Annotated in this window: 11 protein-coding genes; 6 read left to right on the forward strand and 5 right to left on the reverse strand. The window is 60.6% G+C overall.

Annotated elements, in window-relative coordinates:
- Positions 1–121: 121 nt before the first annotated feature.
- The 5 genes from CXQ80_RS14065 to CXQ80_RS14085 all read right to left on the reverse strand — a co-directional run bounded on the left by CXQ80_RS14065 (position 122) and on the right by CXQ80_RS14085 (position 7,608).
- A complete protein-coding gene (locus tag CXQ80_RS14065) occupies positions 122–1,363 on the reverse strand; it encodes a multidrug effflux MFS transporter (RefSeq protein WP_101320489.1) in 1,242 nt (413 codons plus the stop codon).
- Entirely contained in the window at positions 1,360–2,652 is a 1,293-nt protein-coding gene (gene fabF, locus CXQ80_RS14070) for a beta-ketoacyl-ACP synthase II (RefSeq protein ID WP_101320491.1), read from the reverse strand. Before fabF ends, CXQ80_RS14065 begins: the two co-directional genes overlap by 4 nt.
- A 65-nt stretch (positions 2,653–2,717) precedes the next feature.
- The gene (locus tag CXQ80_RS14075) at positions 2,718–5,810 is read right to left on the reverse strand and encodes an efflux RND transporter permease subunit (RefSeq protein ID WP_101320493.1); all 3,093 of its coding nucleotides are present in this window, start codon (positions 5,808–5,810) and stop codon (positions 2,718–2,720) included.
- Entirely contained in the window at positions 5,807–6,913 is a 1,107-nt protein-coding gene (locus CXQ80_RS14080) for an efflux RND transporter periplasmic adaptor subunit (RefSeq protein WP_101320495.1), read from the reverse strand. The genes CXQ80_RS14075 and CXQ80_RS14080 overlap by 4 nt, the downstream gene beginning before the upstream one ends.
- A gap of 80 nt (positions 6,914–6,993) precedes the next feature.
- The gene (locus CXQ80_RS14085) at positions 6,994–7,608 is read right to left on the reverse strand and encodes a TetR/AcrR family transcriptional regulator (protein WP_101320497.1); all 615 of its coding nucleotides are present in this window, start codon (positions 7,606–7,608) and stop codon (positions 6,994–6,996) included.
- Positions 7,609–8,913: 1,305 nt separating this feature from the next.
- On the opposite strand from CXQ80_RS14085, the gene CXQ80_RS14090 reads away from it, so the two are divergent.
- From CXQ80_RS14090 to CXQ80_RS14115, 6 genes are all read left to right on the forward strand, one after another.
- Entirely contained in the window at positions 8,914–9,651 is a 738-nt protein-coding gene (locus tag CXQ80_RS14090; protein WP_101320499.1) for a hypothetical protein, read from the forward strand.
- 113 nt (positions 9,652–9,764) lie between these two features.
- Entirely contained in the window at positions 9,765–9,980 is a 216-nt protein-coding gene (locus CXQ80_RS14095) for an AlpA family transcriptional regulator (RefSeq protein WP_101320501.1), read from the forward strand.
- A gap of 3 nt (positions 9,981–9,983) precedes the next feature.
- Entirely contained in the window at positions 9,984–10,862 is an 879-nt protein-coding gene (locus CXQ80_RS14100) for a ParA family protein (protein WP_101320503.1), read from the forward strand.
- Between the two features lie 14 nt (positions 10,863–10,876).
- Entirely contained in the window at positions 10,877–12,418 is a 1,542-nt protein-coding gene (locus tag CXQ80_RS14105) for a ParB family protein (RefSeq protein WP_101320505.1), read from the forward strand.
- A gap of 16 nt (positions 12,419–12,434) precedes the next feature.
- Positions 12,435–12,986 carry a DUF2857 domain-containing protein gene (locus CXQ80_RS14110; RefSeq protein WP_101320508.1) on the forward strand — a complete coding sequence of 184 codons (552 nt, stop codon included), beginning with the start codon at positions 12,435–12,437 and terminating at the stop codon, positions 12,984–12,986.
- On the forward strand, positions 12,980–14,197 hold the full coding sequence (locus tag CXQ80_RS14115; protein ID WP_101320510.1) for an STY4528 family pathogenicity island replication protein: 1,218 nt from the start codon (positions 12,980–12,982) through the stop codon (positions 14,195–14,197). The genes CXQ80_RS14110 and CXQ80_RS14115 overlap by 7 nt, the downstream gene beginning before the upstream one ends.
- The last annotated feature ends 49 nt before the right edge of the window (positions 14,198–14,246 follow it).

Genomic DNA, 14,246 nt, shown 5'->3' on the forward strand with positions numbered 1-14,246 from the left:
CGCCCCTCACTGAGAAGTCAGTGGTGGATGGCTTCAATCGACCCAGAACAGCCCATCGCGACGGCTGTTATCGGCCAAAAGCTCCCTCTCGCGGCACGCCATCGGGTTCTATACCAAGTTTCTAATGTCTATCCCTACGTCTTTCGGTCTGGTTATTCAAACAGAACAAAGTTAGCGCCACTAAACAAACTGACGTCTGGATAACTCCTAAGCTCGATACCGGCGGATAGTCTAGAACCGATATCAGCCAGGTAGTGATCGCTGCAGCGCCCATAGTCAGAAAGCCGAGCAATGCCGACGCAAGCCCCGCCTCCTTGCCGAATGGCCCCATGGTGATGGCCGTACCCAACGGGTTGGCCAGGCCCATGCCCCACAGAAAGATCGCCATCGATAGCGAGTACCAACCCAGGCCTGGATAGTTGGGCCCGACCAGCAGAAGGCAGCCGGCTAGCATTGCTGTGGTCAGACCCAAGGTAGCGACCGTACGGCTGCCAAAACGTCGTGCCAGACGCGGTGCGGCCATGCCGGCAGCGAAGACCACGAAGACTGTGACAGCGAAGTACAACCCTGCCTGCAAGGACGATAAGCCCATGCCGCTCATCAGGATCGCGGGTGCAGCCGCGAAGGATGCGAACAGCCCACTCATAAGCAAGCTCACTGCTGTACCCGGAAGGATGAAGCGTCCATCGGTGATCAGCCGACAGTAGGCGCCCACTACCTGCGTTACCGACTGTGTGGCTCGGCGCTCAGGCGGCAGCGTTTCGCCAAGGCCACGTGCGTAGCAAAACGCGATGACCACAGCCGCAACGCCAACCAAAACGAAAATCGCTCGCCAACCCAACGCGGTGGTAAGCAAGCTGCCAAGCAACGGTGAGAAACCCGGGGCTGTCGCGGTGGCGATCATGGTCAGCGACAATGCTCGCGCCAGCGTTTCGCCTTCGAACAGGTCACGTGCAATGGCGCGAGCCAGCACAGCCGCGGCGCAAACGCCCAGCGCCTGGACTACTCGTCCGCAGATCAACATATCGAGTGAGCCGGCAAAGCCGGCGACCAACGTGCCTGCTACGAAAAGCGACAGGCCGCCGAGCACGAGCGGCATGCGACCGAAATGATCCGCCAGCGGCCCAACCACCAATTGCGCAAGCGCAAAGGTGATGAAGAAGCTGGAAAGCGTCAGGCCCAGCTCGCGGGACGATACGCCTAGCTGCTGGCCGATGTCCGGAAACGCGGGGAGGATAATGTTGGTGGACAAAATGCTGATCGCCGAAAGCGCAGCCAGCAGAGCCACAACTTTGCCGGTCAGCGGAGTGCCGGTCTCTGTAGGCATCACGATTTCGCTCGTGGCCTGGTGCTGCCCGCTCATGGCGTTGCCTCCCAGCGGCGGAACAACACACTGGCATTCACGCCGCCAAAACCGAAACCATTGGAGAGCGCATGGGTGATCGGCATTTTGCGCGCACTCAGCGCAACCAGATCTAAACCCGCCGCTGCTTCGTCCGGATTGTTCAGGTTTAGTGTCGGCGGCACAATCTGGTCACGCAGCGCCAGCACCGTGAAGATCGCTTCGATGCCACCGGCAGCGCCAAGCAAGTGGCCGGTGGCGGATTTGGTCGAGCTGATCGCCACGCCTGCGTCGGCGCCAAATAGCGCCTGGATAGCGGTCAGCTCGCCGTTGTCGCCAACCTGGGTAGAGGTAGCGTGGGCGTTGATGTGCTGCACATCACCCGGGCTCAGGTCTGCCTGTCGCAGCGCTTGTTGCATGGCGCGCAGGGCACCGCTGCCGTCCTCGGGCCCTGCGGTGAGGTGATAGGCATCGGCGCTTGTGCTGTAGCCCACCAGTTCGGCCAGCGGCGTGGCACCACGCGCAAGGGCGTGTTCCAGTGATTCGATCACCAGCAGCCCGGCACCTTCGGCCATCACGAAACCGTCACGGTCACGATCAAACGGGCGCGAGGCCTGCTGCGGGTTCTCGGCGAAACCGGTACACAACGCGCGCGCCGCCGCAAAGCAGCCCAGGGTCACGCGGTCGATAGCCGCTTCCGTACCGCCGCAGATGGCGATATCGGCTTCACCGCTTCTGATTAGGCGAGCGGCATCGCCAATTGCCTGAACACCTGCGGCGCAGGCGGTAACCGGCGCGCCAAGCGGACCTTTGAAGCCGTTGCGAATGGACACATGCCCTGCTGCCATGTTGGCCAGGAACGAGGGGGCTGTGAACGGCGACAGCCTGCGCGGCCCGCGTGAGTCGGTCGTGCGCACGGCCTCTGCCATGGCGCCGAACCCGCCCACGCCGGACGCGATGATGGTTGCGGTTCGTGCCTGCTCGGCTTCGCTGCTCGGGTGCCAGCCTGCCTGCTCCAGCGCTTCATGAGCGGCAATCAGCGCAAACTCGATAAAGCGGTCCATCTTCTTGCGTTCTTTCGGCGCGATGATCTGTTCGGGTTGATAGCCCGCCAGCGCGTCTTCTTCGAGCGTGGGCACTTGTCCTCCCACCGCCACGCCTGTGCCTTCGGTGATGTGCGCGGGCAGTGTGCGAATGCCCGAACGCCCGGCCAGCAGGCGGCGCCACACTTCATTCACACCACAGCCCAGTGGCCCGACGATGCCAGTACCGGTTACCACGATGCGTTTCTGCTGCTGAACGTTGCCCATTGGAACCTCTCTTTGTCGGTCGGCGTTCTCCCTGGCCGCAGGAGAACGCGTGCCCGGGAGCTGCGTCAGGCTTTCGCCGTGACGCTCGAATCATCGCCGAGTCGGCTGGGGCGGATCTTGAACCAGATGGAGTACATCGCCGGCAGAAACACCAGGGTCATGATGGTGCCGACAAACGTGCCGCCGATGAGGGTATAAGCCAGGGTTCCCCAGAACACCGAGTGCGTCAGCGGAATGAAGGCAAGAATCGCTGCCAGTGCTGTCAGCAACACGGGCCGGGCGCGCTGTACGGTGGCTTCGACCACCGCATTGAACGGTTCCAGGCCCTCGTTCTCGTTGTGATGGATCTGCCCGATCAGGATCAGCGTGTTACGCATCAGGATCCCTGACAGTGCAATCAGCCCGACCAGGGCGTTGATGCCAAACGGTTGATGGAACAGCAGAAGCACCGGCACCACGCCGATTAACCCCAGTGGCGAGGTGAGAAAGACCATGACCATCGCCGAGATCGAGCGCACCTGCAGGATGATGATCAGCAGCGTCAGGGCGATCATGATCGGCAGCAGCGGCAGAATCGCCTGGCTGGCCTTTCCCGATTCCTCGATAGAGCCGGCCATTTCGATGCGGTAGCCAGTTGGCAAGGTTTCAATGACCGGCTGCAGGTCTTTCCACACTGCTGCCGAGACGTCTGGCGGCTGCAGCTCTTCGGCAATATCTCCCCGTACGGTGATGGTTGGTGTGCGGTCACGACGGCGCAGAATCGGATCCTCCATACGCACATCGACTACGCCGATCTGCGACAGCGGAATGCGCTGACCGGCTGAGCCAACCAGTGTGAAACCCTCGATTTTCGACGGATCGAGACGGATATCCCCCGCTGCCCGGCCGACCACCTGCACCGAGCGAATGTCTTCGCGCACCGTGGTGATCGGTACGCCGTTGAGCAGGAACTGCAGCTGCTGAGCGACTGCGTTAGAGGTTAGGCCAACGGCCTGCAGGCGATCCTGATCCAGCGAGAAATGCAGCGTTGGCACCAGAGGGCCCCAGTCGCTGTTCACGGTTCTCATCATCGGGCTGGCTTGCAGAACGCCCTGCACACGGGTGGCGATTTCACGCAGTTGCATCGGGTCTGGCCCCATCACCCGATAGGCCACCGGGTAAGGCGAGTACGGGCCGAAGACCAGTTGCGTGACGCGCACCTTGGCCTCGGGCGCCAGCCCTTCGGAGACGGCCTCTCGAATACGCAGTTTGAGGGCCTCACGGGCCTCCTGACTATCCGTCAGTACCACGATCTTGGCAAACGACGGATCGGGCAGTTCCGGCGCCATGGCCAGGAAGAAGCGGGGAGGGCCTTGCCCTACATAGGAGGTCACGATCTTCGCTTCCTCCTGCTCGCGCAGCCATGACTCAACCTTCACTGCTGTGGCGTTGGTCTGCTCGATGGAGGTGCCGTACGGCATTTGCACTTCGACCAGCACTTCGGGGCGGTCGGACGTCGGGAAGAACTGCTTCTTTACCAACCCCATGCCCAGTACCGAAACCACGAACAAGCTGATGACCGTCCCGGCCACCGCCCATTTAAGGGCGATGACTCGCGCCAGCAACGCGCGGAAACGGTTGTAGTGGCGGGTGTTGTAGATGGCCGCATGGCCACCCTTGACCTGCTTGATATCGGGCAGCAACTTCACGCCCAGGTAGGGGGTAAACGCCACTGCCACCACCCATGAGGCGATCAGGGCAATGCCGACAATCCAGAACATGTTGCTGGTGTACTCACCTGCCGTGGACTGGGCAAAGCCGTTGGGCATGAAGCCGATGGCGGTGACCAGCGTACCGGAGAGCATCGGCGCGGCGGTGTGGCTCCAGGCATAGGCCGACGCCTTGAAGCGGTCGTAGCCCTCTTCCATTTTCACCACCATCATTTCGATGGCGATGATGGCGTCGTCTACCAACAGGCCCAATGCGAGGATAAGCGAGCCCAGGGTGATGCGGTCGAAGTGCTTGCCCGTGGCGGCCATCACCACAAATACGATGGCCAGCGTCAGCGGCACGGCAGCGGCAACTACGACGCCGACGCGCCAGCCCATGCTAATAAAGCAGACCAGCATGACCACCAGCAACGCGACGAAGAACTTGACCATGAACTCGTCAACGGACGAGGCGATATTGACGGCCTGATCGGTGACTTTGCTGAGCGTCATGCCCAGCGGCATGGCGTCGTTGATGCTCGCGGTTTCTGCCTGTAGCGCCTTGCCGAGGTCAAGCCCGTTCCAGCCCTCGCGCATGATCACACCGAGCAGCAAAGCGGGCTCGCCATCGTTGCGTACCAGGAAGGTGGCCGGGTCCTCGTAGCCGCGCTCCACGGTAGCCACATCGGAAAGCTTCAGCGTACGACCCTGGACGGCAATCGGTGTCTCGCGGATTTTTGCCAGTTTGTCGAAGGCACCGTCCAGGCGCATGACGACCTGCGGCCCGTTGGTTTCCACCGAACCGGCGGGCGTCAGGGCGTTCTGGGTATTGAGTGCAGCAAAGATGTCCTGCGGGGTCACACCCAGGGTTGCCAGCCGGTCATGGGAGAACGACACGAAGATGCGCTCGGCCTGTTCGCCGATGATATTGACCTTCTTGACCCCTGGCACGTGCAACAGCCGCTGACGCAGCGATTCGGCGTCACGCACCAGCTGGCGCTGTGGTTCACCCTTTGCCTTCAGGGCATACACCGCGAAGGTCACATCGGAGAACTCGTCATTGATCATCGGCCCGATAACGCCGGCAGGCAACGCTCTGGCTTCATCGCCCAGCTTCTTGCGGGCCTGGTAGAACTCTTCCTGCACCTGCGACGGCGGCGTGCTGTCGCGCAACGACACCATGGTGAAAGCCAAGCCAGCGCGAGTGTAGGTTTCGCTGCGGTCGTACCACTTCAGCTCCTGCATGCGCTTTTCCAGCGGCTCGGCGACCTGATCCTGCATTTCCAGCGCGGTAGCGCCTGGCCATGCGGTGATAATGGTCATCTGCTTGACGGTAAACGGCGGATCCTCGGCACGGCCCAACTGAAAGAACGCCAGCGTTCCGGCCACCGCGATCAGCAGAATCAGGAACAGTGTGATAGAGCGCTCGCGAACCGCAAGGGCGGACAGGTTGAAACGCCCCTCGCTCATCGCTGGCTCCCGGCGACTGGCGTGACAGCCGCTTGCGCAAGCCGCACATCCTGGCCATCACGCAGCAGGTGGGCACCTAGGGCAACCACTTGCTCGCCAGCCTTGAGCTTGCCAGCGACACGCGCCGTATCATCACTGATACTTATTACTTGAACGGGCCGCCAGGAGACTTTCGCAGGCTCGCCAGCAATTACCCACACCCCTGTGCCATTGCCTGGATCGTAGAGCGCGGCGATAGGTACCTGCGGCAGTTGAGTAGCGCTCTTGTCCTCTGCGATATTCAAGGTAATGGTGGAGCCAAGTGGCGCGTTCGCCAACGCGCCGTCAAGCACATACCGGGCTTCGAAGGTTCGGGTGGTGGCATCGGCAGCCTCAGAGAGCAAGCGCAGCTTGGCTGCCACAGCAGCGCCGCTATTGCCATACAACGTAGCTTGAGCTGTGGAGCCCGGCGTCGGGCGCAGGGTTTCAGGAAGGTGCACGACAGCTTCCCGCTGCCCCGCCCGCGCCAATCGCACCACCGCCTGGCCGGCACTGACCACCTGGCCGGGTTCAGCCAGAGTGTCCATCACCACCCCATTGGCGTCAGCCAGCAACACTGCGTAGCCCGTGGCATTGCGCGCCACATCAGCCTGAGCCTGGGCAGCGCTGAGCTGAGCCTTGGCGGAGTCGGCGGCGGCCTTGATCTGATCATAGCGCGACGCCGATACCGCGCCGGCGGTTACCAGCCTGCGATAACGCGCCTCGTCATCAGCCGTCTGCTTGGCCAGCGCCCTAGCGGCAGCGACCGTCTCCTGCTGCGCCCGCGCTTGTAGTTGCAGGTCGACGGGATCGAGGCGCATCAACGGCTGGCCGCGTTTGACCGTCTCACCCGTGTCAACCAAGCGCTCGAGAATCTTGCCCGACACCCGGAAGCCCAAGTCACTCTGGGTACGTGCGACCACAACTCCGGTGAATGATCGGCCCGCCTCGGACGACTGCTGGACCGCCGCCGCCCTGATCAGCGGCGGCTTGTTGCGGGGATCTTGGCTGACTGATGACTCGCCACACGCCACCAAGACGATAGGCAATACGCAAAAGACGAAGGTGGCTGGCTTGAGGCGCATGGGTTCCGTTACTCAAGAGCAAGAGAGGAACCACATTCTTAATCTAGTGACCAATCCTGTCAATGGTCACAGCCCGATAACTAAGGTGCCAGGCTGCGTAATATCAGTGCCGGCAGAAGTACGACGGCCTCAGGCGCTGTATCGAGGTTGTACTGCAATTGAGCCGCGTTGACGTAGGGGCGCAGCATCAAAAAGATTGCATTGACGGCCTCATCCAGGGGTGTTTTGCGCTCGAACTCCCCAGACTGTCGGCCTTCGAGGACAATCTGTTGGATAAGCTCGCGGATACGCAGCTCATGAGTCTTGACCGACGGCCACAGGTCGCGCGACGCGACGGCGGCGATGTCGTAAAGCTTGCGATCGTGGAAGAACAGATCGCTGCCAGCCTCGGAAATCGAGCGAAATAGGCGCCTTACTTTTTCGGATGCGGTCGGCGCCTCGGCAATGGCGGCTTCGACGATCTGCATGATCATGGCCAGGCGATTGCTGCATATCACCCCGCCGATGGCCTGCTTGGAATCGAAGAATTTATAGATGTAGGCCTTGGAGAAACCGATTGCCTTGGCGAGATCCGAGACGGTGGTCTTTTCGTAACCGTAATGGCCGAAATGCTGCGTCGCCGCGTTGATGATCTGGTCGCGGATCTCATGATCCAGCGGGCCACGTAGGGTCGAGGTGTTCATATCTTCATTCATGACCAAAGCTTAACTCCGTGGCGAACTGATTGACAGATTGTGACCAATCTAGGTCACAGTCACTACCTGAGTCGACTCTCCAGAACACTCTGCATGGGTTCCGTAATCTTGCTCCATTGACAGCAATACACCCGCCGGGCAGCGGTAGAGGCCCGAACCGCAGCAACCGCTGCAAACTTTCAGCTTTGGTGGGAAGGCTTTGGCGATCCGCAATGGAGTGCCCTGGTCAGCAGCCACTTGTCCAAAACCTCGAAATAACCCAGGCCCAAGTACGAGTCGCCAGACACGCGCCTGGGTGGGTGCTGCCAACGCGGCACTACTCTCTTGCGCCACCGTTACTGGCCAAGCCGCACGTGCCTAGCAGTCGGTGGAAACGCCACCGGGCAAGTGCTTGATGCCACGCCCAGCTATGACCGTTACCGTAATAGCTCCGAGGTCAACGCGAGCTGGGAACTAGATCATTTTGACGTGCTGCGCAGCGGCAGATGTGATCTGGTCCGAGGTCGAAGCGGACCTAGATATCGGCGAAATCGCCGGCTAGTTTTGCATGGGTTTGGCGTAGGTCGGCCATAAAAAAATCCAGCCACCGCTAAGTAACTGGATTCTTTGGAGTTTTTGATCGGGACGGAGTGATTCGAACACTCGACCCCTTGCACCCTAGGCGCATTTTACGTGGATCTTCCTGGACCTCAATGGCAACGCCTGGCAAGGCTAGACCCAGTAAAATCGGACACCACAGCTCCGGTCTACTACCACCTCGATCCGTCAGAATCCACCGACAGCCGCGTCACTCGGTGAGGTAAAATTCGGGCTAACAGATTTGGCACTTGGTAGCAGTACGCTGGCGCGTCAGTGCTCAACTACCGCTTTATAGTGGAGAACCAGGCGAACCATTTCAGAACTGGACTGGAGGAGCCGGCAACGTGGCGCTGTCAATCTATTAACGGAATTCAACGTGCCAAAAATAGCAAAGCTAAGCTAACACGCCTGTCATGTTTGAGAACGTAGTCTAGAACGTCAGACTCTCGGATCGAACAAGTTACAGTCTGCCCTTCAATCTCGCACTAAATTTATAGAGCTTACTGACGATGACTTGTGAATTCAGGATCGCTTTGAGAGCACGAAGTCTCAAGGCGGATCACGTCGAAACCTGTCGCGGTGGAGTCTGGTTGGCAGAACCAACCAAGGTGGAATTTGTCACCACCTTTGGATCAAAACAAGATCTTTTAGATTGGCTCGCTCGACAGAGGCCCTGCACCGCCCCCGCCAGCGATTATAGGACGAACGCAGCAGGAGCTGTGTGCCATGATCTCGATCAGAAGCTCTTACCATCCCGTTGACGCCGCTATTTTGTGGTGTGACCTAGCTGAGCACGAAGAGGAGATTCTGCGGATTGACCTCTCCCAGCCAGGTTGTCTGTTGAAGCATTTTCCACAATGGCCTTTCCTCCACATCTACACTGAATGTATCTATGACGCCATCCTCAGTGGCGAGCTGCCCGCAACCTACCTGGGGTGTCCGCTCAGTTCAAGATCCCATGCGCACCGAGAGTATTGTTCCATCCGACGTGCCGATCTCTTGGTTTGGTTCGTACGTAACTACCCCACCGAAAAGCCCGCCTTCTTGTTTCCTCAAAGCCTGGATCACTCTGAATGCATCAGCCTCAGTATGTACATGGTCAAGCAAGCAGAGCTGGAGGCTTCCCAGCGTGCCCTCGAAAAGATGCGTGAGGCGCTAGCAGCCACTACGGAAGAAATGGCCACGCTTATGGCACTCAACAGGCAGTTGTCGGAACGGCTAGAAGCCTGCGGGATACCCTCCGAGGTGTCCGAGGGGGCGCACAACACCCTCATCGGTGCCGTGCTGCAAGCCACACTGGGCAAATCAAACAGCGGCCAGGTCCAGTCCGTCTATCCAAGCCAGGCGGCCTTGGTCGAGGAAATCACCCGCCGCTTCCCGCGAGTGAGTGGCCTTAGTAAAAGTACCCTTGATCGGAGGTTTGCCGAGGCTCGCCGCCATTTCGCCCAAGTTTCCCGGGCGTGACGCAGCATTGTCAGGCAATGCCAGCCATTGCCTGACAATGTTTTTTGGCCTCAGTGAGCCTTCACTGACTGTCACATCCCACCACGCGCCACCCGGCGCTACGGAGTGACATCATGCAACCGACCAGCTCTGCATCTCTCCCTGTCGACCGCCACATCATGCGCCGCGATGAGGTGGAACAAAAAACCGGCTTCAAGCGCTCGCACATCTACAACCTGATGAAGGCCGGCCAGTTCCCGCAATGCCGGCGGATTGGCACACGCGCTGTCGGTTGGGACTCGCTGGAAATCGAGCAGTGGGTCCAAGACCGCCTTTCCAGCGGAGGCTAAATCATGGAAGTCCTTTCGCTGATCTCAACCAAGGGCGGCGCCGGCAAAACCACCGTGGCAGCCAATCTGGGTGGGTTGCTCGCCGATGCCGGCCTTCGTGTACTGCTGCTGGATCTGGACAGCCAGCCCACGCTGTCCAGTTATTACGCTTTGCGCCAGGCCCGTGAAGCAGGCAGCTATGAACTCATCACGCAGGGGCTCACGACTCCAGAGTTGGTGATTTCCAGCACTGTCATTCAACACCTGGACCTGATCGTGTCCAACGACCGTGCCGGCCACATCAGCACCCTGCTCTTGCACGCAGCCGATGGCCGACTGCGGCTGCGTAACCTGCTTTCAGCCTTCGAAGATGAGTACGATGTGCTGATCATCGACACCCAAGGGGCCCGCAGCGTGGTGGTGGAGATGGTGATCCTAGCCACCGACTGCGCGCTGTGCCCAGTGCCGCCGGAGATGCTCGCGGCACGCGAGTTGCGCCGTGGCACTCTGAGTATGTTCGAGGAGTTGGGGCCCTACCGCTATCTGGGCGTCGCCTTGCCGTCGATGAAGCTGCTGCTAAACCAGGTCAATGCCAATCGCCGCGACACCCGCTTGATCATGCAGAGCTTGCAAGCTTCATTCCAAGCCGATCCGCATGTCAGCGTCTGTACCACGACCATTCCCGACCGCGTGGCCTACACCAATGCCGCTTCGCAGGGGCTTCCCGTGCACCGAGTGGAACCTATGCCACCCTCCGGCAGCCGCAGTCCTTGCGCTGCCACGGTGATGCGCGCGCTGGCCGTCGAGCTATTCCCTCAGTGGACCGACCAGCTTCTTGGCTTGGATGCACGCTATTCAGGCCCACTGTCTGCTGCTGGACACGTACTGGTCCGTCGCGGCTGAACGGAGGATTGGTAATGAAGCCGCCAACGTCCGAAGACATTACGCGCCAACTGCAGAAGGCACATTTTCCGCAGAACCCCGACCGCGAAATTTCGTCCGTACCGATCGCTGATACCCCGATGGTGGTCAACCTTGAGCAGTTGCGCCCCTATGAGCTGAACCCGCGCGTGGTCCGCAACCCACTCTACGACGACATCAAGGCCTCGATCCGCTCACGCGGGCTGGACCAGCCGCCGTCCATCACCCGCCGCCCGAACGAACCGCACTTCATCATCCGCAACGGCGGCAACACGCGCTTGAGTATTCTTGCCGAGCTCTGGCAAGAAACCCGCGAGGAACGGTTTTTCCGCATCCACTGCCTGTTTCGGCCTTGGCGGTCCGAGGCTCATGCATTGCTAGGACACTTGGCCGAAAGCGATCTGCATGGCCAGCTCACCTTCATTGAGCGGGCCCTGGCCGTGGCCCAACTGCAGGGCATGCTTCAGGGGGCTGACGAATCACTGAGTCAGCGTGAGCTCTCTTCACGTCTGAGCCAAGGCGGCTACCCGATCTCACAGTCGCAGATCAGCCGCATGTTCGACACGCTTGAGTACCTGCTGCCTGCTATCCCGCAGGTGCTGTACGCCGGCCTCGGCAAGCCGACCATCGCACGGCTCATCAGCTTGCGGCGCCGGGCGGAGTCGATCTGGAACCAGCATTTTGGCGAAGCCTTAGAGTTTGTGCAGCTCTGGGTCGAAGTACTGTCGATGTATGACGGTGATAAGCCCGAGCTAGACGCGAGCGATTTACAGGACGAACTGCTGGCCAGGATGGCGGTGTTTCTCAAGCAGACACCGCGCCTGCTGGCCCTAGAGTTGCACCAAGAACGCCAACCCTCACCGCCGCAGCCGAGTGCCGCCCAGCGACTGCTCCAGGATCGACCATGCGGCGCACGGCCACAGTCTTGGGGTGTTGACGACATCCCCAAACCGCCACTGCAGTTGACCGGCACTGATCAGGGCGATAGCGGCGACGGCACCACGACCCCATTACAGGAAACACGTCTTCCCAAAATCCGTCAGGCCCTGGTTGAAGAACCGCCATTCGCTGAAGGGCCAGACGACCATGAAGCCGTTCGGGTGCCTGTGGACTCGCCGGCACTCCAGCCCCTCGCAAAAGATGACCTCAGCGCCTTGCGTGGGCGCTGCGCCGAGTTGGCATCAGAGCTCGCTACCTATGCCGATGTCTGTGCCATGGTCAGTCCACACGCGGATGGCCTGGGTTTCACACTGGCACCCGACCACGGCGAACAGATGAGTGCGCGTCACACCGGCATTCAGTTGCTGCTTTCAGCGCTGCTACGGCTGCAGGACGACGTGAGCTGGAAAGAACGTCAGCAGTTGCCCGCCGCGCTGTTCGGACAGCTGCTGATCGGTGCCTATGACCTGCCTTTTGCCGAGCGCCCGGCCCTGACGGTGGGCCTCGAGCGACTCCCTGACGCCCAACTCGAGCAGGTGTTCTCACTGATTCGCTACGCCCGGCAGCTCATTGAGCTGACGCTGTCGACCACTCGTTAACGTGAGGAGCTGCCTCATGAGCACGACCTTCAATCTACTGAACCACGCCATGTTGAACCAGGTGCTGCACGAGCTGCGCCATGGCCGGTTGCAGCGCTGCAAAGCCTTGGGCCTGGCCGATGAAGACATCGAGGTGCTGCAGTCACTGCCGCCCACGACCCTTTCGCACCTGGCGCATTCGTCGATCGCCTGGGTCGAAGTAAAGGTCGACACGACCGTGCTGCGTCGCCTCATCGCCCAGGCCGAACGTGACGAGCAGAACGAGCGGCTGATCAACCGTGCGCTCAAACTGGGTGCGAGCTCCAACATCATGTACCGCTGCTTCGGTCTGGACCACTCGGAAACCGCGTTGCGCCGGCGCGTGCTGAAAATCGAGACCCATCGCGGCCGACCGGTTCAACTTAGCGAAGCCCAGGAGCATGCGGTGTGGAACCGATGGAGCCAGCTGCGGGCGGAGGACCCCGACAACGATCCGTTGGACACGATGATGATGCTCGCTGAGGAACAACACATCACCTTGACCCTGGTCTGGCAGCAGATCGAGCTGTACGGAGGTGCACCGTGCTGAGTTTTTACGAAGTCGACTGGCAAGACGTGGTGCGTCAGTGTTACGACGCACTGCGCCGGCGGATCGAGTGGCAAGCGGCGCAGGCCAAGCTGGTTGAGGCCGAGGAGGCGCCAGCGGTGCGCACCATCTACTACGGCGACAATAATCCGCTGCCGATGGCGCTGCTGCTGGATCGTCGGCTAACACCCCTGGAGCGCAATACGTGGCAAGTGTTGCGCTGGCTTATCACCGAGCGCAAGTTCAGAACCCCACGCTACGAAGACCTGCAACCGTATCTGGCCACCAGTCCCTGCGGCACGCAAGCCTCACGCGAGACCATTGCCCGCGCGCTCAACATATTGCGCACCACCCGCTGGCTCAGCCTGGTTGACCGCTCACGTGATGCCCAAGGGTGCCTGCGCGGCTGTGTCTACGTGCTGCACGGCGATCCGTTGACCCCGGCCGAGCAACTCGAGCTCGACACTGGATACGCGACGCTGCTGCAACAGAACCTTAGCCATGCCACCAAAGGCGTGCGGGATGTGACACAGCACGTCATTGAGGAGATCCTGGCCGCCCCGCAAGTGGCCCAAGCAGACAAGGATCAGCTAGCCGCGGCAGTTCCGACAGTGCAACAGCAAGCGCTGCCGCTGACGTGTGGCGATGCGGAAAATTCCGAACCTGGCGAGCGCCACCCCGTTCGGGACTCTCGCGCGGCCCCCACCGATTCCGAACCTTGCGGCAATGCACCGGTTTCGGCTGACGTTCGGAATGCCGACGCTGGCCGTACAGTACAGAAAGAAAAAAGCAAAAAAAGTACGGTACTGGGGCAGGTGGAATTTGGTCGAGCGCGATGGCCTGAAGACTTACCGCTGAACCCGACCGAGCGACGCATGGCCTCCCAGGCAATGCGTCAGCTCGAGCCGGAACAGCAACAAGCGGTAATCAACGAAGCAGCGGTGCGCTGCGCCCGCGGAGAGATCCGCAAACCGGTCGCCTACCTGATGGGTTTGATCAAGCGCGCTTGCCAGGGCGAATTCACCTTGTGGGCCGCCCGCGCTGAAGCGTCGACCTCGGCGCCCCCCCCTTCGCGGATGGCGAAACCGGAGCCCATGTTGCAGCCATCCAGCGAAACACCACGCCGCAGCGGCCAACGTACTGCCTCTCCCCTCGCCCTTTCCTGCCTCGAGGAATTGAAGCAACGCTGTCGCGGGATCAGTGCGCCGACGTAGGCTGGACCTCAGTGGAATCAATGCCTCTGCAATCATTTCCACAGACGTC

Source organism: Pseudomonas sp. 02C 26, from assembly GCF_002843585.1.
Lineage (GTDB): Bacteria > Pseudomonadota > Gammaproteobacteria > Pseudomonadales > Pseudomonadaceae > Aquipseudomonas > Aquipseudomonas shirazensis.